Consider the following 24,105-nt stretch of genomic DNA (forward strand, 5'->3'; position numbering starts at 1 on the left):
TTTTGACGATTGAAAGCCACTCAATGGATTTATGCATTATGCCCGCTAACCAGCGAAACTGCCAGTTTCAGCGCTTCATCCAGCTTGGTCGCATCCTTACCTCCAGCTTGCGCCATATCTGGACGTCCACCGCCACCGCCGCCGCATATTGCTGCGACTTCTTTGACGATTTTGCCTGCGTGCAATCCTTGTTTTACTTGTTCAGCAGGTACTGCTACAACAAAATTCACTTTGCCGTCCGCTGGAGCACCCAATACGAGTACCGCGTTAGGCAATTTTACTTTCAACTCATCTGCCACTGTACGCAGCGCATCCATGTTCGGAGCATCTACGCGTGCTGCCAGCAATTGTGTATTTCCTGCTTGTACCACTTGATCCGTCAATTGACCAGCTTCCATGGCACTCAGCTTGCTTTGCAGGGATTCAGTCTCTCTGGCTGCTTCTTTCAGTTGTTGGTTCAGACCTTCAATCCGTTTAGGTACATCAGCCACATTTGCTTTGAGCAGTGCTGCTGATTGTTTAAGCAGTTCCAACTGGCTTTCCACATACAGATATGCGCCGCGGCCAGTTACAGCTTCGATCCGGCGTACGCCGGAGCCAATTCCGCTCTCGCTCACCAGTTTGAAGATTCCAATCTCTGAAGTATTATTTACGTGACAGCCGCCACAAAGTTCCAAACTGTAGTCTCCGACTTGAACAACACGTACAATATCTCCATATTTTTCGCCAAACAGGGCCATTGCACCCATTTCTTTAGCTTCATCAATAGCTTTCAGCTCGATGTTCACGTTCAGACGATTCCAGATCTGTTCATTCACCTGACGTTCAATCTCTGTCAACTCTTCCGGCGTAATACTACCGAAGTGAGAGAAGTCAAACCGCAGACGTTGTGGCTCTACGAGCGATCCTGCCTGGTTTACGTGTGTTCCGAGCACATCTTTGAGTGCCTTGTGCAACAAGTGGGTAGCCGTATGGTTTTTGATAATGTCGCCACGTTTTGCTGAATCCACTTCGGCGTTGATCACATCACCTACACGCAGTTCACCAGACTCCACAGTCACCAGATGTACATGTTGTCCAAGTGGAGCTTTGAACAAACCTTGTACTTTCGCTGTTACACCAGCACCTCGCAGCAAGCCCTGATCACTCACTTGACCGCCACTTTCCGCGTAGAACGGAGTCTTGTCCAGAACAACCTGACACGTCTGTCCTTCGCCTACAGATTCAACAAGGGCGTCACCAGCTACGATGGCTACCACTTTTGCTTCCGTCAACAGGTCAGTATAACCAACAAACTCGCTTTTAACCTCCAGATCAGCAAGTGGTCCGCCTTGAACTTTCATGCTCTCGTTCTCTTGACGCCCAGCACGTCCAAGCTCACGTTGTTTCTGCATGGAAGCATCAAAACCTTCACGGTCCACAGTCAGACCATGCTCTGCTGCATAATCTTCTGTCAGGTCAAACGGGAAACCGTACGTATCATACAGTTTGAAAGCTTCAGGTCCGCTAATAACGGTGCGTCCTTCGGATTTGGCTGTGCCGCTGATATCAGCCAGAATAGCCAGACCATCTGTGAGTGTTTCGTGGAAACGCTCTTCCTCGGTTTTGATTACTTTGGCGATGAACTCCTGTTTGTCTACTACCTCAGGGTAGTACATGCCCATCACTTCACCAACGGTTGTTGTCAATTCATACAGGAATGGACGGTCAAGTCCAAGCACTTTTCCATAACGAACTGCACGGCGAAGCAAGCGACGGATGACATATCCACGTCCTTCATTACTTGGCAGAACACCATCACCTACTGCAAAAGCAACCGTACGGATATGATCGGCAATGACTTTCAGTGCAACATCAATCTCTACGCTGTCGTTATATTTCACACCCGCAAGAGCGGCTGTTCTTTGAATCATCGGTTGGAACAGGTCTGTGTCGAAGTTGGAATCCACATTTTGCAGAATGGAAGCAAAACGCTCCAAACCTGCACCTGTATCAATGTTTTTGTTAGGAAGCGGTGTGTAGCTACCATCTTTGTTATGGTTGAACTGGGAGAAAACCAGGTTCCATACTTCCAGGTAACGTTCGTTTTCCCCACCTGGATACATTTCAGGATCACTCATGTCGTTTCCGTAAGCTTCGCCGCGGTCATAGAAGATCTCGGTACAAGGTCCACATGGGCCTTCGCCGATATCCCAGAAGTTTTCATCCAATTTAATGATACGCTCAGCAGGCAGTCCTACTTTTTCGTTCCACAGTTTGAAAGCTTCTTCATCTTCCGGATATACCGTTACGGAAAGACGTTCCGGATCGAATCCGATCCACTCTTTGCTTGTCAAGAATTCCCACGCCCAAGTAACCGTCTCTTCCTTGAAGTAATCTCCAATAGAGAAGTTGCCAAGCATTTCGAAGAACGTATGGTGACGACGCGTTTTACCAACATTCTCAATATCATTGGTACGGATACATTTTTGGGAGTTCGCTAGACGCGGGTTCTCCGGCTTCTCACGTCCGTCAAAATATGGTTTGAGCGGTGCCATACCTGCATTGATCCACAAAAGAGAAGGATCGTTGTGAGGCACGAGCGATGCGCTCGGCTCGATTTTGTGACCTTTACTTGCAAAAAACTCTATCCATTTGGACCGGATTTCACTGGCTTTCATACTGGATGCCCCCATTAAATTATAATAGTCCGTTGCGTATTCGCTCCGGTTGGTCAACATTGTTTTTGTAAAAATAAACACAAAAAACGCCCCTGAATAATCAGGGACGATGTTATCGCGGTACCACCCTGGTTATTGCTGTTTATCCCTTGCTGCCCGGACAAACAAACAATCTCCTCGTTCATGCGAAATAACGGTCGCTCCCGGCAGGGTTGTCCTGCACTCCGAAATTAGCTTTCCGCCGCTTCATCTTTCAAGACTCTTCCAGCCATCAGTTCAGGCTCACCCTGATCCGATGAAGTCTATTCTCTGAGAAAAGGAACCCTCGGCGTACTTTATTTCATCATCGATTTCATGTTCTCAACATACACACTCATTATATCGATAGCACAAGCGGGTGTCAACGCGACCTCGTTGATGTTTTACCCCTGATAATTAGTCGGTCCTTCGTTTGATGTAATAGGCGAAAAAGTGTTGCACAATCACCTTCAGCACGGCAAAAACGGGTACTGCCAGAATTAAACCTACAATGCCTGCCAATTCACCTCCGACGAGCAGTGCAAATATAATCGACAGTGGATGCAGATGCAACGTACGTCCCACCACCTGAGGAGAAATAACGTTACTCTCTAACACCTGGCACAGTGTGTTCACAATGGCAACAAGTAGTACCATTTTAAACGATACGGTTGATGCCATGACCACAGCAGGAGCAGCTCCAAGGAACGGCCCCAAGTAGGGCACAATGTTAAACACAGCTACAATGCTTGCAAGTAGCAGGGCATACGGCATATCAATGATGATATAACCAATGTAGGCAAAGATACCAACAATGACACAGACAATAAACTGTCCCCGAATGTAGTTCCCCAGTGCAGTATCGATCTCTTTCATCACCGAGACAATCGCTTTACGACGTGAACGCGGAAGATACGCCACAATGGTGCGCTCAAACACCTCAAAGTCTTTTAACATATAAAAGATCAGAAATGGCACGATAAACACATTAAATAACACATTAATAGTCGCCCCGATATTGTCCATGAGCACAGCAATTCCCTGAGTTAGTCGATCCTCCATCTGAAAAAACCAACTGTTCATGCCTGTTCGCACACTTGGCGGCATTAATTTGTGATCCATATTGTTCATCAGGCTCTGGGCACGCATGGACAGTTCCGGCATATGCTCGTTGAGTTCCCCCAGCTGTTCAATCAATACCGGAATGACATTCATCAGAATGACACCGAGGCAGGTCAGGAAAAAAGCATATATGAGTAGTACCGCAATCGTACGCGGCACCTTGCGCCCTCCCAGCATGCTGACAATCGGATTAAGTACATAGGATATGATAAGGGCTACGATAAAGGGTGCCAGCACTGTTTTCAGGAACGCATATATGTGAAGCAGTAAAGGCCGCAGCAGCCAAATAAAATATAAAATGATCAATCCGAGCAGCAGCCAGATCGCGTAACGGAACAGCTTGTTTTTGGTTAATTGCTCCACTTGCATCTCTCCTTTTGGACTGGCTCTGAGAGTCAGTATATGTAGGAAAGGTAATATTTATTAACACAGCGCAGAAGTGGAAAGGAGCAATCCGAACATTTTTTTCTTGAACCCAAAAAACGCCTCCTTCATTAGAGAAGGAAGCGCATTTTGCAGTACGGGTTAGCATATAATCATACATACACCAGCCGAACCACTATGTAACCGCATCTATATACATCTGCCAACAATTAACGACAGCCTCCCATGACAGACATTGTCATGAAACCGCATATAGAGGAAGTTATTCTGCTTATTAAGAAGAAGCGTGAAGATGAGGGAAGTCTTGTGGCAGCTCGTCCCCGAAAAACAGATCATCCAGGGAACTCAGCGTACCGTCTTCTTCCACCTGATATACAGACATTTTCTCACCGTTCACCGTTAATTCGATAAAGCATCCCCAGCAATAAAACTGGTGGGAACCAATTTTCCCGATATCTTTGGAACTACAGTTTGGACATTTCATATTCATTCACCTATCCATTAACAGAATGAATGGCATTTTCCAAGCGTTGTTCACTCAGAGACGGCACCATAATGGCACTTTCCCCGATGGACATATCGCTTGTACATGGCAGCCATTTGCGGCCCTCGATCAGATCGGACACAAAACCGTCCGTAATTTCAATCCCTATTATTGTATTTCCCAACTCTTGGTCAAAATAAACATCGGAGACACGCCCAAGCAGCAAACCTTCTTCGGTGAGCACGGACATCTCCTTCAATTTAGACCGACCGAGGAGGTACGTGTATTTTATGTCGTCGGCTCCCGTCTTGCGGACAGCCTGTTGATTACGGATCATGACGGCATCTTCGCCGTAGGCAACGATATCTTGCCACTGCACGATTTTGACATGATTGGTAAACAGACCTTTGTTCTCAAGCTCAATGCCTTCGATCTCCCAATCATCATTCACAATGAAATCCTGGATTTTACCGACCTGCTTCCCGTCCTCAACATCAAAAACGGCAAGTCCGATCATTTCCTGAAGCTTCATCGCTGGGTCCCCCTCATCTTCTTATCATTAAATAGGCGCGGCGCTATTGCTAGGTATGCCCAAAGTTGATGAGTGGCAATCAGACGCCGATCATCAAAACCGCTTCTATCCAACCGATGAAATGGAACTTCTTCCCTCCTTCTGTTCCATGTGTAAAGTTCCCCTTAGGGTCTATTACGCAGTCGTCCAAGAATGGTTCCAATTTTTTCGGCGGTTATCATGATTTCTTCCGTAGTATTACCCAATCCCCAGCTAAATCGAATCGCAGAGTGTAAAAATGTTTCAGGCAATTTCATCGCTTTGAGCACATGAGAGACTTCGAGTGAACCGGAAGTGCAGGCAGAACCGCTTGCAACAGCAATCCCTTCCATATCCAGATTCATTAACATCGTCTCTGTGGACACTTCCGGAAAGCTGATATTCAGGATGTTTGGCAGCGTATGCTCCAGGTGTCCATTCACGTGAAAGTGCTCCGTACCCACATGAATTTCAAGCTGTTCCAACAAAAGTTTGCGCAATTCCAAATCATGCTGACGATGCGCCTCCGTCTGTGCTGATGCAATCTTGAGAGCCTCTGCAAATCCGGTAATACCTGCGATATTTTCCGTACCAGCGCGACGCTGACGCTCTTGCAACCCACCGTGAGCTCTTGCTTCCAGCACAATTCCTCGCCGTACATAGAGTGCACCCACGCCCTGAGGTCCGTTGATTTTATGCGCAGAGAAGCTGATCAGATCCACAGGCAGTTCCTTACAGGAAATATTCTGGCTGCCCAGAGCCTGAACCGCATCGGTATGGAAAAGGATATTATGCTGACGGGCAAGCTCACCTACCTCGCGAATCGGCTGAATGGTGCCCACTTCATTGTTGGCATACATCATGGTAATCAGCACCGTATCCGGCCGAATGGCCTCTTGCAACTCATCCAGATTTATTCGTCCATGACGATCCACAGATAGATAGGTTACTTCATAACCTTGCCGCTCCAATTCCTGACACGTATGCAAGACAGCGTGGTGCTCAATTGCGGTTGTAATGACGTGTTTCCCCTTATCCTGCCTGGATGAGACTGCTCCAAAGATTGCCAGATTGTCGCTCTCCGTGCCGCCTCCGGTGAATACCAATTCGTCCGGGAAACAGCCCAAAGACGCCGCAATGACATCCCTTGCTCCGCTGACAGTCCGTTTGGCCTCACGCCCAAAGGCATGGATACTTGATGCATTGCCAAATTGTCCTGTCATGACGTTCATCATCGCTTCTGCGACTTGTGGATGCATAGGTGTCGATGCGGCGTGATCCAAATAAATTCGTTTCATTTATCTTCACCCCGTTATATGTTAAATTTCTATCTCATGGCAAACTATCAAAATTGGAAACTGAAACGGATGCTCTATTGTCGCATCTTCGTGTATAATGTTCTATATCCATTTCAAAAAGGAGAGAGAGACATGAGTGATCCCATTCTCGGGCAGATTCTAAATCAGCTTCAACAAATGGACAAACGATTCGACAGCATCGACGTACGTCTTGAAAAGATGGAAGACAGACTGAATACCATGGAAAGCAGATTGGACACCATAGAGGAACAAACTAAAAACATTCCGCTTCTTCAACAAGCTGTTCTGGAAACATTGACTATTACGAAACATCTTGACGCTTCCCACTCTGTCTCTGAACGCAAAGTAACTACCGAATTAAATACCCATCAGCACAGCATTGATATTTTGAATCGCCGTCAGTTACGCATGGAAGCTGATATAGAAACCTTAAAAAGTCGCTGATTTACAAGTGATCCAGTTAAGTTCACACTTGACCATCTTGTTAATCCCGCGGCTGAATACATAGCCCTGCTCAATTAAAATGATCTGTAGAAATTGAAGAACAAAGTACCCATTGGCATGTCTAAAGCCCCCAAATTGGAGGCTTTATTGTGTCTTCTGTGATGCGAATTAGTGACCTTAAATGTAGAACATGTAGCTATCTTTTTTGTCCTGATCCTGGAAGGTAATCAAGTCTTTCAGTGTTGTGGAATCCAACACTTCCGCAATGCCATCACGAATACGCAACCACAGATCACGTTTCGCCGGATCATCTTCCTCTGTGAAATCTACTGGAGAGATTGGCCCTTCCAGTACACGGATTACATCGCCTGCAGTCACGGTTGCAGGATCACCCGCAAGGATATAACCGCCGTAAGCACCTCTAATGCTTTTCACCAATCCTGCATTACGTAGTGGAGCAATCAGTTGCTCCAAGTAATGCTCCGAGAGCTGGTTGCGCTCAGCAATGCTTTTAAGTGATGTAGGGCCTTCGCCTATTCTGGCAGCAAGCTCCATCATGATTGTGAGGCCGTAACGGCCTTTTGTCGATATTTTCAAAGGAGTCACCTCTTTCAATTTTCAGAAACGATTGGAAACTTTATATTTAATCCTATGGTCCATGACCGTCTATTTCACGATCTGTCCACAGCGGAGATGCATTGAGATTAGCATAAACCTTCTAATCCTCCGTATTCCGATCATAACCCTCAGCTAATGTTAACATATCTGCATGCTTTATGGAAAAGAAAGATTGACGATATTCCAAAATGTGCGCCTGTGGTGGACACTATCCAAAATTGGCCGGGTGTATCGTATCTTGAGTCCGGTTATGCTAGAATAAGAAACGAAACACATTTATATATAGAAATGGTGATAACGATGTCCAAAACAATTGAAAATACACGGGTCGTCGTTGGCATGTCCGGAGGTGTCGATTCTTCCGTTACCGCACTGCTGCTGAAAGAGCAGGGGTACGATGTCATCGGCATTTTCATGAAAAACTGGGATGACACCGACGAGTTCGGCCACTGTACCGCTGAAGAAGATTCAGAGGATGTACGCCGCGTATGTGAACAGATCGGCATTCCTTACTACACTGTCAACTTCGAGAAAGAGTATTTTGATAAAGTATTTACCTATTTCCTTGATGAATATAAGTCGGGCCGCACGCCAAATCCGGATGTCATGTGTAATCGTGAGATCAAATTTGGTGAATTCCTAAACAAAGCTCTGGATCTCGGCGCAGATTATGTAGCTACAGGACACTATGCTCGTCTGATTGAAGAAGATGGCACACTCAAGTTGCTTCGTGGTGTGGACAATAATAAGGACCAAACGTATTTCCTTAACGCACTCAATCAGAACCAACTGTCCAAAGCCATGTTCCCGATTGGTCATCTGCCCAAACCGGAAGTACGCAAAATCGCAGAAGCGGCTGGTTTGTATACTGCCAAGAAAAAAGACAGCACAGGTGTCTGCTTCATCGGTGAGCGTAATTTCAAAGAGTTCCTGAGTAACTATCTGCCTGCCAAAGGCGGAGACATGGTCGATATCGCAACCGGTGAAGTCAAAGGTCGCCACGACGGTCTGATGTACTACACACTTGGACAGCGCCAAGGTCTTGGCATTGGTGGTTCCGGCAATGGTGAACCCTGGTTCGTTGCAGACAAGAATCTGGAGGAGAATCAACTGCTTGTTGTTCAGGGCGATGCCCATGCAAGCCTGTACTCCACTGGTCTTACCGCAACGGGTGTGAACTGGATTGCTGGTGCAGAGCACATGCCTAATGTGCCATACCGTTGTACTGCCAAGTTTCGTTATCGTCAGCCGGATCAAGGTGTAACATTGACCTGGCAAGAAGATGGAAGTGTGGATGTGCAATTTGACCAGCAGCAAAAAGCCATTACACCAGGACAAGCCGTTGTTTTCTACGACGGAGAGGTCTGCCTGGGTGGGGGTACGATCGATCAGGTGCAAAAAGTACCTGTACCCGCAATGCAATAATAGAGCTTGTCCATTAAAATGCGGATTATACACAATACCGTGTATCCCTATTAAAAAAGCCGTCTTTCATGTATACCATGAAGGATGGCTTTTTTCCTGCTTATTTTTGCAAAAAAATAAAAAATAGTTCGTTATGCAGTCAACCAGACTCCTGCCCAGGCGGCCAACACCCCAACTAGAACCGAACTGACAACGTAGAGCGCCGCGCTTGCGTATCGTTGTCGACCCATAAGTCCTAACGTCTCATAACCAAAGGTAGAGAACGTCGTGTACGCACCGCAAAATCCGGTTCCCCACATCACCCAGATTCCATCTGAGATCATTGCAGATTGATGCCACCCATATAACAACCCAAGCAACAATGAACCACTGATGTTGATGATCCATGTTCCCCACGGAAAAGCCGTCCCCAGCAAGCCAGAGACCCATTTTCCCAGACTGTAACGCAGTACCGCACCCAGCACACCTGCAAAACCAATCCACAGGATCATGAGGCATCACCCTCTTGTTTTTGTGCTCCCAACATACGCTGTCCAAGGCTCATACCCAGCGCACAAAGCAACAACCCTGCCAACAGACTTACGATCATATAAATAGCGGCATGGACCCACTCTCCACCCTCCGATAAACGAACAATATCCAGTGTAAACGTGGAAAATGTCGTAAATGCGCCAGTAAAACCTGTACCAATCGCCAGTCGAAGTTGTGATGTTATTTTGCCTGGAACAGCTATGGTAAAGAACCAACCCAAAAAAAGGCTGCCCATCGCATTGATTAACAGCACCGCCCAAGGGAACCCCCCATGGACAGTTGGTATCCCTAACTGTATGGCATATCGGGTCAATGTACCGAGAGATCCACCCGCCCCTATATACAAAAGCTCTTTCATGTTGTGTGCATCTCCCGAGTGATCTGACTGATCTTATAGATCTCTGCGCCGCTGTTGGTTCAGCCTGATCTTCGATTCGTTACCCTGCTCCGTTGCCTCATAGAATACTCTCCGTGAGAGCTGCTTTGGCAAATATTCTTGTTTCACGTAATGCCCCGGATAGTTGTGTGGATATTGATAGCCCTCATGTCCAAGCTTCACGGCACCTGAGTAATGCGTATCTCGCAAGTGAAGCGGAACTTCTGCCGATTTCACCTCATCAATCGCGTTCATGGCTTTGGAAATGGCGGTGTACACCGCATTGGATTTTGGACTTTCGACCGCGAACAAAATCGCTTGTGCAATGTTCAGCTTGGCTTCGGGCCAGCCGTTATTCCGGTACGCATCAAGTGCTCCAATCGCCTGAGTCATGGCTTGCGGGTTCGCAAGTCCAATATCTTCACTGCTCGCTGCAATCAGACGCCGAATGAAGGTCATCGGGTCCATGCCGAGCTTCTCCACCGCGTATAGAAACCAAAACAACGCCGCATCACTGGAACCACGAATACTCTTGTGAAATGCAGACAGCACATCATACTGTGTGGATTCATCTGCCTTCACAATGGGGCGCCGAATAGACTCTTCAGCTACACCAAGCGTGATATGAATGGACCCATCCTTCTCCGGTGGCGTGGTCAACGCAGCCAGTTCAAGCGCGTTAAGCGCACGCCGAATATCCCCGTTGGCCATCGTGGCAATATGCTCTAGCGCCTCATCGTCCGCCTGTAGTTCCATGAACCCCAGACCTTTGTCCGCATCACTCAATGCTCTGCGCATCGCAATAAGCGAATGTTCCTTGTTCAGTGATTCCAGCTGGAACAGGGTGGAGCGACTCATCAAGGCTCCATTGACATAATGAAAGGGATTCTCTGTTGTCGCGCCGATAAAAATAATCGTGCCCTTCTCTACCGCTGGCAATAGCGCATCCTGACGTGAACTGTTAAACCGATGTACCTCGTCGAGGAACAGAATAGTTTTGGTTCCATACAGCTGTTTGTTCGTTTGGGCCTGTTCGATGACTTCACGCACATCCTTGACGGAAGCTTCCACTGCATTCAGACGTACGAACTGTCCTTGCGTTTGCTGGGAAATAATATGTGCCAAGGTTGTCTTGCCACATCCCGGAGGGCCGTATAACAAGATGGACGAAATCTGATCAGCCTCGATGGCGCGCCGGAGTAATTTCCCCGGTCCAATAATATGTTCCTGTCCAATATATTCATCCAGATGCTCTGGCCGCAAGCGGTCCGCGAGCAGTCTAGCTTGTGGTTTTGAGTCCTGTTGAAACGAAAATAAATCCATTGCTCATCACTTCCTTAACGGATTGCCTTGCCTTGATTACAATTACACTTCTGATGGTTCTCCACTCTCTATCATATCATACTCTCGCGGTAACATAGCCATAAATGCATGAAGTGCACTGCTGACAAAGGCATCCTTGCGAGTAATAAAATGAGTCATCATGCGATTCATACCTACGGGGAGTGTATGCGTGCGCAATAATCCATTTTTGATCTGATGCCTAATCACAATCTCTGGTAACAAGGAAATTCCCATACCGGACGTAACTCCACTAATAATCGCTTCAAGGGTTCCAAATTCCATAATTACTGGGCGGGTAACACCACCCACCTCTAACCATTCCTCCAAAACCTGACGATAGGAACACCCCATGCTGTAGACAAGAATAGGTTTACTCTTAAGATCTTCATCCGTAGGACCCATACCAGAATAGACAACAAATAGTTCCTCATCAAATACGGGAATAGAAACGATATCAGGATGATCACAGGGACAGCCTATAAATGCTCCCTCCAATTCATACCCAATAACCTGATCCATAAGCATCTGCGAATTGCCAGTAACCAGTGACAAGGAGACATCTGGATACTGTTTATAATATCTGACGAAAAGTTCAGGTAGTCGCACGGCCGCTGCGGTTTGTGTAGACCCTATTCGCATTGGACCCGATGGTGTGCTCGTCGCCCGAAGCGCCTTGGAAGCATCATTCAGCAAACCAATAATTTTATCTGCATAGGTCAGCAACATTTCTCCGGCTGGAGATAACGTCATGCCTCGGTTATGACGAATGAACAACGTTGTACCTACTTCTGCTTCCAGATGCCGGATTCGTGCCGTTACGTTGGATTGAACATATCCCAGTTTAGAAGCAGCTTTGGTCAGATTCCCTTCCTGTGCAACACACTGAAATATTCTAAGATCCCCGCTCTCCATGGTCCCTCCACTCTGACATCATTCAAAATGATATCCGCTTCATTACCAATCATTATACTTCATGTGTAAACCGGACTACAATTCATGTAGATCCCAAACCAGTCATCTGACTGGATGATGATAAGGAGTGTTCAGCATGACATACTGGAAAAATAGAGTTGCTCTGATCACAGGTGGTGGAACAGGTATAGGCCGTGCTGTAAGTGAGATGCTTGCTGGACGCGGAGCCTTAGTCGCTGTCAACTATTCCCGCTCACAAGATGCAGCAAACGAGACTGTTCAACACATTTTGGATACGGGAGGCCATGCATTCGCCGTTCAAGCTAATGTTGCCAATGATCTTGATGTCCGGCGGATGGTCACTACAGTAACTGAAACCTACGGCCCGATTACTGCACTTGTAAATAACGCCGGAATCACGCACCATATCCCCATGCACGATCTGGAGTCTGTTACAGATGACGTCTGGAATGAGCTACTTGATGTGAATGTGAAAGGCATGTTTCATTGCGCTCGTGCAGTGACGGAAGGCATGAGACAGGCTGGCGGTGGTTCTATCGTAAATCTGGGCAGCATCGCAGGCAGTACGGGCTCGGGCTCCTGCCTCCCTTACGCCGTCTCCAAAGCGGCAGTTCATGGGCTGACCTTATCACTTGCGCACGCACTCTCACCACACATTCGGGTGAATGCTATCGTCCCTGGCGCAGTTGCTACAAGGTGGTGGGCTGGAAACGAGGAGCGAATGTATCGTCTTGGCGGAGATGTGTTATTACAACATATTGCCTCACCTGAAGATATCGCACACATGATCTGTGCTGCGCTGGAACAGCAATCCATGACCGGGCAGCTAATTACTGTAGATAGCGGACAGACGTTATGAGCTCTAGTCATGATAAAGATACCCGGATCATCAAACCATTGAAATATACACTATTGATCATTTTGACAACGTTAATCATGGGCACTTCTTTTCCAGTTGGCAAGATCGGCATGTTATATGCCCCACCTTTCCTGCTCATGGGCATACGTTATATACTGGCAGGTGGCTTGATGGCCTTGTTCCTTCGTAAACGTCCTTTGCCTACTGGATGGCAGTCATGGTTGAAAATAATCCTTATTGGTCTGTTCCAATCTGCAGGAGTGATGGGCTGCGCCTACTACAGCATGAACTGGATTACATCCGGTGAATCCGCCATTATTACGTTTACTAATCCGCTACTGGTCATTATCCTCAGTGCCCTCTTATATAGAGTGACCTACCGTTTCAGTCAGTGGATCGGTGTTATACTCGGTTTAATAGGGATAATGTTAACTTTTGGGTGGCAGATGAGCTTTAGCCCCGGAACCTGGATTGGATTTGGTGGAGCGATCTCCTTTGCCGTGTCCACATTGCTCATCAAACGCTGGGGTGATGGCTACGATACTTTTGTCTTAACTGCCTATCAGATGCTCGCTGGAGGTGCTGCGCTTCTTCTACTGAGCGTATGGACTGAACAGCCTCACTTTATGGTCAATACCACCTCGGTTATGGCGCTACTCTGGTTAACGCTTGTTTGCTCCATCATTCAGTTTTCACTCTGGTTTTATCTGCTTCAGAATAGTGACCCGGCCCAAACCAGTTCGTATCTGTTTCTGGCACCGTTCTTTGGTGTATTATCGAGTTGGATTTTACTAGGAGAACACGTTCAGTGGTTTGCATTGGCAGGCGGTTTATTCATTGGTGTTGGTATATTCCTGGTGAACCGTCGCTCATCCAGAATGAGAAATAGCGTAACATAAACTTGAACTCCCCCGTCGTTCTTCCTTGAAAAATCAAGCGATTTTCGTACAAAAGCATTAAAAGGCATGCGCTTATGGGACTTTCCCATGAACGTCATGCCTTTGTTGTATAAATAGACTTTATCTAGCCAAGCTCTGGCCAACCCTGAATGGTTACGGACTCGCCATCGGGATTATGTGTTGCAGCCGCATAGATCGGCAGTTCAACGTCATGGAACAACCACAATTCGTGCAAGGCCCGTGTACAACCAACGTACAACAGCTTTGCATCACCTGCATTTGGCAAATAATGCTTCTGATCTACGTCTGCCACAATAACGGCATCAAACTCCAACCCTTTAGACAGATAGACCGGTAAAACGGAGTGCCCACCTGTGTACTGCTTTTTGCCACCATCGATCAAGTTTAGATCCCAGCCTGCGGCCTGTAGGTCACGGTGAAGTTCCTCTGCTTCATGCAGTGTACGAGTCAGGATGGAGACCGTTCGGTAGTCTTTGACCGTTAACAGCTTCAAAGCCTGCTCCAGACTCGCCGTCCGCCCTTCGCCTCCATAAGCCAACGTCCGAACCGGATCACCACTACGGAAAACAGGAATCGCCGTAATCCCACTCTTGACACCACGTTCCAGAATCGTGTTGGCATAATCGATAATTTCCATCGTTGAACGATAACTTCGGGTCAATGCAAAGTATGCATTCTGTTCCTCAGGAAATAAAGAACTCATCTCTTCCCACGCATGAACACCACGGTACTCATGAATGCCTTGAGACAAGTCACCCAGTATGGTGAAGGAATGCCCTTTGACGAACTGATCCAATAACGCCACATGAAAAGGGGAAAAGTCCTGCGCTTCATCGATCACAATATGATCAAACCGCTCCGAGCCCTCGATATCATGGACCAATGTATGAATGTATACCAATGCAGGCAGATCCTCTTCACGGACGATATCCTGTTTCAGATCTGTTGCCGTTTGTTTCATGACTAGTTTTGGAATCAGCCCGCTGAGCGTGGCTGGCACAGAGCCGCCCTTTCCAGCTTTGAACAGCTGTTTGTATAACGTAAGCGGCTCGTATTGAGGCCATTTTTTGGCATAGGCTTTCTCACGAGTAGACGCTTTTTTCTTGCGTTCTTTGCGCACAGCTTCTGGCATCGGTTTCTTAAGTTCCATCTCAATCCAGCGGTGAACCCGCGCCATGACCCGTTCTTTGCGTTTGGCTAGTGGATAATGTTTGTATTCCTCACCGAACCAGTTCTCGATCTCCGTCTTGCTGAGCACCTTACCATCCCATGGACTGAAGTCCATATCCGGTACGGAATCCGCTTCCATCCCCGACAACCATTCTCGAATAAGCTCCATGAAACGGATGGATCCTTTGTAACGCCCAGGTACATCATCATTCAATTCAGGTCGTGCATCAGGTTTTTCGAACCAGGTGTTCAATGTATCCGACGTATTCGCCAAAGGCATATCCAGCCCCAGCAGGTTCATCGCCCAATCCGGGAATGTCCGCTGTTGAATGTCCCCTACTCCAAGTTCCGGAAGCACATCCGAGATGTAATCCAGAAACATGTGGTTGGGCGCAAAAATAACCATTTTCTCTGCAGATACCTGCTCCTTGTACTGATATAGCAAAAAGGCAAGCCGATGCAGGGCAACCGTCGTTTTCCCGGATCCAGCTACACCCTGAATGATCAATGCAGTGTTTCTCGCCGCACGAATAATCAGATCCTGCTCCGCTTGAATCGTAGATACGATATCACGCAGTTTGTTATCCTTGTTCTCTCCCAAACGATAAACGAGGAATTCATCAGATACCGCTGGCTGGTCGCTGTCACGGTTATATGTATCCGCCACACGTTCCAATATCCGCTGCCGAATGACAACGTTTCGTTTCAGATATACGAGACCTTCAATAAGCCCTTCCGGGGCTTCATACGTAGCGGAGGCTTCCCCTCCCGTAAATGAGTAAAACAGGCTTGCGACAGGAGCACGCCAGTCGATGACGAGCGGATGCTCTCCCACCTCTTCGCGGTCTACGCCAATTTTGCCAATATACAGCGGTTTCCGTGCACCACTGCCCTGTTCTTCGAAATCCAAGCGTCCGAAATAGGGTTGCTGCGCGCTCTTGGACAAGGCGGTGCGGCGCTCTTCGCGTCCAGCTTCCAGCACTTGTTCTGTGAAGTCGTGGCCGGTGTATACCGGAATGTTCTGCAGTCGTTCCAGCTGACTATCCACTTCCTCCATCGTTCGCTCTAACCTGTACTCTTCTTCTTGATAGGCACTTTGAAAGCTGTCTGACATGTTTCAGTTACCTCCTAAGAATATGTTTTGCTCTGCATCGCCAATCACTGACGACGCAAAAGGATACCCACTATATCATATTGATGTGTAAAAAGCTACAGCAGCCTGGTGATCTCATAAAAGAAAACCGTTGCTCACGCTCGTACTGAACGAATGAACAACGGTCTTAAGTTGAACTATATTTGAATCTTATCTTTTGAAATAGTAGTCAATTTGTTTCTGATTTCAACCTTGTCCTTCCTGTGCCACAAACTGTTTTTGAGCTAACTCACGGTATACCGGATGATTGCTAATTAATTCCGTATGCGTTCCTGTTCCGGTAACATGTCCATGCTCCAATACAACAATCTGATCGGAATCCACCACTGTGGACAATCGGTGCGCGATCACGATCGTAGTTCTTCCTTCCATCAGATTGGACAATGCTTGCTGTACTTCATACTCCGAGGTGCTGTCCAAACTGGATGTCGCTTCATCCAACATAAGAATATCCGGACTGCGCAGTAAGGCACGAGCAATAGCAATCCGCTGACGTTGGCCCCCGGATAACTTGATTCCCCTCTCGCCCACTTCCGTGTCATAACCCTGTGGCAGCTTGTCGATAAAGTCGGCAGAATAGGCCATCTCAGCAGCTCGTCGGATCTCATCCATCGTGGCCTCACGACCTAATCCGTACGTGATGTTGTCTTTGATCGTACCCGCCATAAGTGGACTTTCCTGAGATACATACCCGATCTTGCTGCGCCAGGAGGCCAACGAATAATCCGTTATGGCTTGTCCCCCATATGAAATGTGGCCTGAATCGGGCATATAAAACTGCTCCATCAAAGAGAACAGCGTTGATTTGCCGCTACCGCTTGGGCCGACAATCGCTGTCACTTTTTGTGTAGGTACCGTCAGATTGATTCCGTGCACCACTTCCTCACCTGTGACATAGGAAAAGTGTACATCATGGAATGCAATCGTCTCATTTCCTTTTGGCGCTACCTTGGTGCTGTGATTTGGCTCTTCCTCATCGGCAAGGATCGCTTGTATCCGCTCCGTTGCACCTACGACTTTTTGCAAACGGGAGTATAACGTCGTGAATTGTCCCATTGGCATAATGACCTGGAATAACAGTAAAATGAACGCAACCAGTTCACCAGGCGACAACAGTCCAGACGCTACGCGCATTCCCCCCATACCCAGAATAACGACTAGAACGGCAGTCATGACAAATGTAAACAAGGGACCGATCAGTGCAAGAATGCGTGCTTCCTGCAAGCCAAAAGCAAACATTTTACGAATCCGGGAATCCCCTGCTTCCACTTCCTGTTTCTCCGTGCCGTAGGCTTTGACCAAGCGAATCTCGCCAATAACCTGACTGAGCACGGACGTAAGACCTGCCATCTCGTCCTGCTGCTTCTTGGAGATCTTGTACATTTTCTTACCCACCGGCAACAGAATCAACAACGTAAGTGGCACCAGACTCAAAATAATGAGCGACATCACCCAATCCAAGTAAAATAGTAATGCCACGCCACCCACAACAGCGACGATGTTGGATACAAAGGAAACCAAATAATCCGCGATCAACGTCATGATCTGGCTTGTATCATTCGTAATCCGACTCATGGTATCACCTGTACGATTGCGATCGAAATACGGCATTCGTAGCGACAATACCTTGTTCCACAGCTTGGTGCGTAGTGTTGCGACCACGCGTTGTCCGGCGTAATTTAACATATAAATGCTAATACCCGATGCAATCGCCTGAATCACAAATGCCCCCAGCAACAATAAAATTACAGATTTGTTCAATGCCGAAGTGGTTAATCCATCAATCAGACCTTTGGTCATCAATGGCACGATCAGTCCGGCTGTAGTTTGAATCAGGGTTAAGATGAGGGCCAGAATCAAGATCAGTTTTGGCGGGTTCGTGGAAGCGATAAGCTTGACGAAATCCTTAAATCCCTTTTTTCCTACCTTCGGTTCATTCTGCCCTGTTTGTTGCTGCTCTTCCATTCCCGTTCCTCCCGTTCTCCATCTGCTCACCAGAGATCATACGTATGAAGTTACATGACGTTGCCTTATGTTGTTTAACACAGCTTTACAAGATACCATGCAACACAAAATTGGCTAAAAAGAGAATGGAAATGCCATACATGACCACAGGTACCTGTTTACCTTGACCTGCTGCCAGCTTCGCTAAGGGATAGGCAATAAATCCAAACGCCATACCGTCCACGATGCTATATGTAAATGGAATCATGACCATGATCAGAAATGCTGGAAATGCCTCTGTGAAGTCACCAAAATCCATATCTTTCACACCTTGTACCATCAGGCCACCAATAATGATCAAAATGGGCGCAATTGCACTGTCCGGAATGTAACCGAGGAGCGGGATGAAGAAAAAAGTAGCTCCGAATAACACGGCTGTAACGAGCGGAGTCAAACCTGTGCGACCGCCTGCTGCAATTCCGGCTGTAGTCTCGGCTGCAGCAACTGGAGGGCTGCTTCCGAATACGCCTGCCAATACGGTACTAATGGATAGTGCGCGTAGACTTCCTTTGAACCGCTCTGGACGACCAATCATCTGTGTCTGAGCGGTAATTAATCCGATATTTTCGAACACCACAATTAGCAGTAGCAAAAATACCGCGATCCAGAATGCGACATCAGCCAGTTTCATCAAAGATAATTCGCCAAACAAGCCGCCGTATTGACGCAGCGCATCCATAGCTGATACGGACTCACCCGGGTTCACTGCACCAAGTACATAGGCAAGGCCTGTCCCGACCAGAATACTGATCAGAAGTCCACCCTGTACGTTACGTATAAATAAAATCAAGGCAAGCACCAGCGTAACGCAGGCTGTAATGACATTGGGATCATTGAAATGCCCAATCGCAACAAACGTGGTCTGATGTGCGATAACGATTCCACTTTTTTGCAAACCGATAAATGTCAGAAACAAACCAATCCCAACCGTAATGCCATGCTGCAGATTTTTCGGGATTGCTTCGCTGATCATTTTGTATAGTGACGTAAACGCAACAATGGCAAACAGTACACCTGTAACGGTTACAACGGCCAGCGCTTCTTGCCAGCTTAATTTCATGGAATGTACAAGTGTATACGTGAAAAATGCATTAATCCCCATTCCGGGTACTACGATAATCGGTGATTTTCCGCCAAATGCCATGAGCAAACAGCCTGCAATGGACGTCAGCAGGGTTCCAACCATAGCTGCTTGCAAGGGCATTCCGGCATCGGAAAGAATTGTAGCATTGACCATAACGATATAGACCACGGCAAAATAAGAAATGGCTCCCGCCACAACTTCCTTCTTCCACTGGTCTCCTGGCTCCATGCCAAGACGTCTGGTCATCCATCCGTGTTTCATTTCGTTCTATTCCCCTCTCTGTAGCCGCAAATTCATTATGTATGTATCATCATTTCGCGCAGCAGTGAATATCATACACGGTTTTGACTTTGAAGTACATGACGTAACTCTGACATTTATCTAGGAATACAGTTCGGCTATCATAGACGGTTGACGTCCCATCCGCTCCTCTCTTGCGAAGTATGATCACACAAAAAAGCGCAGATGCCTTATCAGCATCCACGCTTCTTCAGTTGGCAGCAAGTTACTGCTGCTCGTTCTCTGCAATTTCTAACAAATCCTTAATCGCAACACTGACCATAATCAGTCCGGCTACCGGAGGCACAAAAGAGTTACTCGCTGGTGGCTGTTTAGCCTTACGAATTTCCGGAGCATTCTCGGGAACGATTTTCTGTGTTACGTCCTCGCGTGGTTTCATCGGCTTTTCAGTCGAGAAGACCACTTTCACGCCTTTTTTGATGCCGTCTTTACGAAGTGTGGTACGCACAACACGGGCAATCGGGTCCATGGTCGTTTTCGAAATATCCGCAACCTGGAATTTCGTTGGATCCATTTTATTTGCCGCACCCATGCTGGAAATCATCGGAATTTTACGTTTCAGGCACTCTTTAATGAGATGGATTTTGTAGATAATCGTGTCGGATGCATCCAGCACATAATCCAGTTCATATTTGAACAATTCCTCATACGTTTCTTCCGTGTAAAACATATTCAGGGCAATCGCATCACATTCCGGATTGATCAGTTTCACACGTTCCACCATCAGATCCGCTTTTTTCTGCCCCACTGTCGTAGTCAGAGCATGAATCTGGCGGTTAATGTTGGTGATGTCCACGACGTCTTTATCAATCAGGATGATGCGCCCAACGCCGCTACGGGCAAGAGCTTCTACAGCAATACCACCTACGCCGCCAATACCGAGCACAGCGACTGTACTATTCTTCAACGTATCCAGACCTTCAGGTCCGATCGCAAGTTCTGTTCTTGAAAATTGATGGAGCATTGAGAATCGATGCCTCCTTTATTTCTTTTCCGCTACCGGTTTACGGGCTACGCGGATATGAAGTTGTTCCAATTGTGAGTCATCCACTTCGGAAGGTGCATTCATGAGCAGATCCGTTGCACTTGCCGTTTTCGGGAAGGCAATCGTTTCACGCAGATTCGTGCGACCTGCCAGCAACATCACGAGGCGGTCCAGACCAAAGGCAATACCACCATGCGGTGGAGTTCCATATTCGAATGCTTCCAGCAGATAGCCGAATTTCTCATTAGCTACTTCTGTAGAAAGTCCAAGGGCAGCAAACATTTTCTCCTGAACATCACGTTTGTAGATACGCATCGAACCGCCACCTACTTCATAACCATTGAGAACAAGGTCATAGGCTTGAGCGCGGATTGCACCCGGATCAGTGTCGAACAGATGTACATCTTCGTCTTTTGGACGTGTGAACGGATGGTGTTCTGCCACATAACGTTTCGCATCTTCATCATATCCGAGGAGTGGGAAGTCCACAACCCAAGCAAATTTGAATTTGCTGTCATCGATCAGTCCAAGTTGACGGCCGATTTTCAGACGCAATGCGCCCAGAACGTCAGCAACCACTTTTTTCGTGTCTGCGGAGAAGAGCAACAAGTCGCCATCTTCAGCACCAGTACGTTCTTTGACAGCTTCGATTTCTTCAGGCGTGAAGAACTTCACGATTGGCCCTTTGAACTCGCCGTCTTTTACTTGAATCCAAGCCAGACCTTTCGCACCGTAACGTGCAGCAAATGGTCCGAGATCATCGATCTCTTTACGGCTCCATGTGCCACAGCCTTTAGCGTTCAGCACTTTCACTTCTCCACCTTTTTCGATGACAGAAGCAAATACTTTCACACCACTGTTTGCTACGATATCGTTCATTTCAACCAGTTCCATACCAAATCTCAGATCTGGTTTGTCTGAACCGTATTTACCCATTGCATCTGCATACGTAATCCGTTGGAAAGGTAGTTCCAGCTCAATTCCTTTGGTTTCACGCAGCAATTTGGCCATCAGTTCTTCCATCATTGGCAGCAGGTCATCCTGTTGCAAGAAAGAAGTCTCGATGTCGACTTGAGTGAATTCTGGTTGACGGTCTGCACGCAGATCCTCATCCCGGAAACAACGAGCGATCTGATAATAACGCTCAACGCCACCCACCATCAGCAACTGTTTGTAGATTTGTGGGGATTGTGGCAAGGCGAAGAATTCACCTTCATGCACACGGCTCGGTACGAGATAATCACGTGCACCTTCCGGGGAGCTCTTAGTCAGGATTGGTGTTTCCACTTCAACGAACTCTTCTCCATCCAGGTAGTCACGGAACACTTTGGATGCTTTGGAACGCAGTTTCAATGTTTCGAACATTTCCGGACGACGCAGGTCCAGGTAACGATATTTCAAACGAAGGGATTCATCAACTTCGACACCATCTTCAATGAAGAATGGAGGTGTTTTGGCTGCATTGAGCACTTCGATTTCTGTGATTTGAACTTCAATTTCGCCAGTAGGCAGGTTTTTGTTAACTGTTTCAGCATCACGTTTAACGACTTTACCCGTTACAGCGATAACATACTCGCTACGTACGCGATCTGCGATTTGCAGAGCTTCACCGGAGTAAGCCGGGTTAAAGACAACTTGTACAATCCCGCTGCGATCACGCAGGTCGATGAAGAGTACGCCCCCTAAGTCACGACGGGTTTGAACCCAACCGTTCAATGTTACTGTTTCACCGATGTGTGCGGGTGTTAATGCGCCGCAATGATGACTTCTTTTCATAACCAAACTCCTCATTATGTGAATTTCCGTTCTGTATGGGCAGTTAGTGCCTGCTCTTTAACAGTCCGGTTACGTGTAGACCATGTATTCGAAAAGGCATGTTACCTCTGGCTCGCCAACTTCCGCTTAATTGGAATCGTCGGTGAACCTCAGTACTTTTGCCGGATCAATTGTTTTACTCGAAAGTTTTGATCTTAATGTAACACTTCGTGCTTATTTACCTTCGCGAATTGTCGCTACCAGGTCATCAAGTTTCACGGTTTGTTGCTCACCCGTATCCATTGATTTGAGGGCGATCTCACCACGCTCCAGCTCGTCATCACCAAGGATGGCAGTGTAGCGGGATTTGAAACGGTCAGCTGATTTCATCTGTGCTTTCATCTTGCGACCCAGATAATCACGTTCCCCAGACAGTCCAGACTGACGAAGTTTGAACAACAGACGGTTCACTTCACGATCAGCTGCCTCTCCCAGAGCAACAAAGTATACATCCAGTGGAGCCAGCGTAGTAACCTCAATGTTTTGGTGCTCCAGAATCAGTTGAATACGCTCCAGACCAATACCGAAGCCGATGCCCGGCTGATCAGGTCCGCCGATATCTCCAACGAGACCATTGTATCGACCACCGCCGCCAACGGTATCAATTGCTCCAATACCTTGGGCTTTTAATTCAAAAGCAGTCAGCGTGTAATAATCCAAGCCCCGTACCAGACGATTGTTCACAGCATAATCTACTCCGAAATCATCCAGGTATGCCTGCAGCTTGGCAAAGTGATTCAAAGACTCTTCATCCAGGCTATCCAGTATAGATGGTGCCCCAACGAATTTGTCCTGATCGACCTTACAGTCGAGTACACGCAGCGGATTACGCTCCATGCGGGACTGGCAATCCTTGCATAGGCTGTCTTTCATCGGTCTGAGGAACCCAAGTAACGTCTCGCGGTATTCTGCACGGCTGGTTGAGTTACCAACGGAGTTGATCTCCACTTTGACATCCTTCAAGCCGAGCTCTACACACAACTGGTAGCCCAGTGCGATCACTTCCGCATCAATCGCAGGGTCTAGCGCACCGATGGCTTCTACACCAAACTGGTGAAATTGACGCTGACGACCTGCCTGCGGACGCTCGTACCGGAACATCGGACCGATGTAATAGAGCTTGCTCACATCCGGTTCACCGTAGATTTTATTCTCTACATACGCACGGACAACACCTGCTGTTCCCTCTGGACGAAGAGTCATGCTGCGATTGCCTTTGTCATCAAAGGTATACATTTCTTTCTCAACGATATCGGTAGTCTCTCCTACACCGCGTACAAATAAAGAAGTCTGTTCGAAGATCGGTGTACGAATCTCACGGTAATTAAACCGTCGACACAGATCTCGTGCTTTTTCTTCTACGTACTGCCATTTCTCGACAACTCCAGGCAGTAAGTCCTGCGTTCCAGTCGGTTTTTGAAAAGCCATCTTGATCCCTCCAGCATTGATTTTTCTATATAACAAAAAAATCCCTCGCCCTGTCGCTGTGTATACAGCAAACAAAGGGACGAGAGATTGTGTAATATACATTCACCCGTGGTACCACCCACATTCCGGAAACCTGACACTTTAGCCGTTCAGGCGATCTCTGATGATTCAGGTTTGCC

General features: G+C 47.3%; 20 protein-coding genes. 4 read left to right on the forward strand and 16 right to left on the reverse strand.

The window, feature by feature from the left end:
• Positions 1 to 29: 29 nt before the first annotated feature.
• The 5 genes from alaS to EL84_RS29755 form a co-directional block, all read right to left on the reverse strand.
• Positions 30 to 2,660 carry an alanine--tRNA ligase gene (gene alaS / locus EL84_RS29735; protein WP_047844067.1) on the reverse strand — a complete coding sequence of 877 codons (2,631 nt, stop codon included), beginning with the start codon at positions 2,658 to 2,660 and terminating at the stop codon, positions 30 to 32.
• A 435-nt stretch (positions 2,661 to 3,095) separates the two neighbouring features.
• Entirely contained in the window at positions 3,096 to 4,163 is a 1,068-nt protein-coding gene (locus EL84_RS29740) for an AI-2E family transporter (RefSeq protein ID WP_047844068.1), read from the reverse strand.
• A gap of 295 nt (positions 4,164 to 4,458) precedes the next feature.
• On the reverse strand, positions 4,459 to 4,668 hold the full coding sequence (locus EL84_RS29745) for a hypothetical protein (protein WP_017686815.1): 210 nt from the start codon (positions 4,666 to 4,668) through the stop codon (positions 4,459 to 4,461).
• 10 nt (positions 4,669 to 4,678) lie between these two features.
• On the reverse strand, positions 4,679 to 5,200 hold the full coding sequence (locus EL84_RS29750) for a PRC-barrel domain-containing protein (RefSeq protein WP_017686814.1): 522 nt from the start codon (positions 5,198 to 5,200) through the stop codon (positions 4,679 to 4,681).
• A gap of 164 nt (positions 5,201 to 5,364) precedes the next feature.
• Positions 5,365 to 6,516 (reverse strand): cysteine desulfurase family protein, encoded by a 1,152-nt coding sequence (locus EL84_RS29755; protein ID WP_047844069.1) that lies wholly within the window; start codon positions 6,514 to 6,516, stop codon positions 5,365 to 5,367.
• Positions 6,517 to 6,648: 132 nt separating this feature from the next.
• Here EL84_RS29755 and EL84_RS29760 point away from each other — a divergent pair, with 132 nt between their 5' ends.
• Positions 6,649 to 6,981, forward strand: a complete 333-nt coding sequence (locus EL84_RS29760) for a hypothetical protein (protein ID WP_047844070.1) — start codon at positions 6,649 to 6,651, stop codon at positions 6,979 to 6,981.
• A gap of 177 nt (positions 6,982 to 7,158) precedes the next feature.
• Here EL84_RS29760 and cymR read toward each other — a convergent pair whose 3' ends face one another.
• Positions 7,159 to 7,578, reverse strand: coding sequence for a cysteine metabolism transcriptional regulator CymR (gene cymR, locus EL84_RS29765; RefSeq protein WP_017686811.1), 420 nt, complete (start codon positions 7,576 to 7,578; stop codon positions 7,159 to 7,161).
• A gap of 321 nt (positions 7,579 to 7,899) precedes the next feature.
• Here cymR and mnmA point away from each other — a divergent pair, with 321 nt between their 5' ends.
• Positions 7,900 to 9,024 (forward strand): tRNA 2-thiouridine(34) synthase MnmA, encoded by a 1,125-nt coding sequence (gene mnmA / locus EL84_RS29770; protein WP_047844071.1) that lies wholly within the window; start codon positions 7,900 to 7,902, stop codon positions 9,022 to 9,024.
• A 131-nt stretch (positions 9,025 to 9,155) separates the two neighbouring features.
• Here mnmA and crcB read toward each other — a convergent pair whose 3' ends face one another.
• The 4 genes from crcB to EL84_RS29790 are packed head-to-tail and all read right to left on the reverse strand — an operon-like array spanning position 9,156 to position 12,187.
• Positions 9,156 to 9,515 carry a fluoride efflux transporter CrcB gene (gene crcB / locus EL84_RS29775; protein WP_047844072.1) on the reverse strand — a complete coding sequence of 120 codons (360 nt, stop codon included), beginning with the start codon at positions 9,513 to 9,515 and terminating at the stop codon, positions 9,156 to 9,158.
• Positions 9,512 to 9,913, reverse strand: a complete 402-nt coding sequence (locus tag EL84_RS29780; protein ID WP_047844073.1) for a fluoride efflux transporter FluC — start codon at positions 9,911 to 9,913, stop codon at positions 9,512 to 9,514. The genes crcB and EL84_RS29780 overlap by 4 nt, the downstream gene beginning before the upstream one ends.
• A gap of 33 nt (positions 9,914 to 9,946) precedes the next feature.
• On the reverse strand, positions 9,947 to 11,254 hold the full coding sequence (locus EL84_RS29785) for a replication-associated recombination protein A (protein ID WP_047844074.1): 1,308 nt from the start codon (positions 11,252 to 11,254) through the stop codon (positions 9,947 to 9,949).
• A gap of 42 nt (positions 11,255 to 11,296) precedes the next feature.
• The gene (locus EL84_RS29790) at positions 11,297 to 12,187 is read right to left on the reverse strand and encodes a LysR family transcriptional regulator (RefSeq protein WP_047844075.1); all 891 of its coding nucleotides are present in this window, start codon (positions 12,185 to 12,187) and stop codon (positions 11,297 to 11,299) included.
• A gap of 136 nt (positions 12,188 to 12,323) precedes the next feature.
• Here EL84_RS29790 and EL84_RS29795 point away from each other — a divergent pair, with 136 nt between their 5' ends.
• The gene (locus tag EL84_RS29795) at positions 12,324 to 13,067 is read left to right on the forward strand and encodes an SDR family NAD(P)-dependent oxidoreductase (protein WP_047844076.1); all 744 of its coding nucleotides are present in this window, start codon (positions 12,324 to 12,326) and stop codon (positions 13,065 to 13,067) included.
• Complete coding sequence (locus EL84_RS29800; RefSeq protein ID WP_047844077.1) at positions 13,064 to 13,966, forward strand: DMT family transporter; 903 nt, start codon at positions 13,064 to 13,066, stop codon at positions 13,964 to 13,966. The genes EL84_RS29795 and EL84_RS29800 overlap by 4 nt, the downstream gene beginning before the upstream one ends.
• A 124-nt stretch (positions 13,967 to 14,090) precedes the next feature.
• Here the strand turns inward: EL84_RS29800 and EL84_RS29805 are convergent, their stop codons facing one another.
• From EL84_RS29805 to hisS, 6 genes are all read right to left on the reverse strand, one after another.
• The gene (locus tag EL84_RS29805; RefSeq protein ID WP_047844078.1) at positions 14,091 to 16,271 is read right to left on the reverse strand and encodes a HelD family protein; all 2,181 of its coding nucleotides are present in this window, start codon (positions 16,269 to 16,271) and stop codon (positions 14,091 to 14,093) included.
• 225 nt (positions 16,272 to 16,496) lie between these two features.
• Positions 16,497 to 18,275 carry an ABC transporter ATP-binding protein gene (locus tag EL84_RS29810; RefSeq protein WP_047844079.1) on the reverse strand — a complete coding sequence of 593 codons (1,779 nt, stop codon included), beginning with the start codon at positions 18,273 to 18,275 and terminating at the stop codon, positions 16,497 to 16,499.
• A gap of 85 nt (positions 18,276 to 18,360) precedes the next feature.
• Positions 18,361 to 19,659, reverse strand: a complete 1,299-nt coding sequence (locus EL84_RS29815; RefSeq protein WP_047844080.1) for an NCS2 family permease — start codon at positions 19,657 to 19,659, stop codon at positions 18,361 to 18,363.
• A gap of 244 nt (positions 19,660 to 19,903) precedes the next feature.
• Entirely contained in the window at positions 19,904 to 20,662 is a 759-nt protein-coding gene (locus EL84_RS29820) for a ThiF family adenylyltransferase (protein WP_017686791.1), read from the reverse strand.
• Between the two features lie 18 nt (positions 20,663 to 20,680).
• Positions 20,681 to 22,459 carry an aspartate--tRNA ligase gene (gene aspS / locus EL84_RS29825; RefSeq protein ID WP_036616911.1) on the reverse strand — a complete coding sequence of 593 codons (1,779 nt, stop codon included), beginning with the start codon at positions 22,457 to 22,459 and terminating at the stop codon, positions 20,681 to 20,683.
• 213 nt (positions 22,460 to 22,672) lie between these two features.
• Positions 22,673 to 23,926: a histidine--tRNA ligase gene (hisS, locus tag EL84_RS29830; protein WP_036674544.1), complete on the reverse strand. Its 1,254-nt coding sequence runs from the start codon at positions 23,924 to 23,926 to the stop codon at positions 22,673 to 22,675.
• Positions 23,927 to 24,105 lie beyond the last annotated feature (179 nt).

This window comes from Paenibacillus sp. VT-400 (assembly GCF_001029205.1).
Lineage (GTDB): Bacteria > Bacillota > Bacilli > Paenibacillales > Paenibacillaceae > Paenibacillus > Paenibacillus amylolyticus.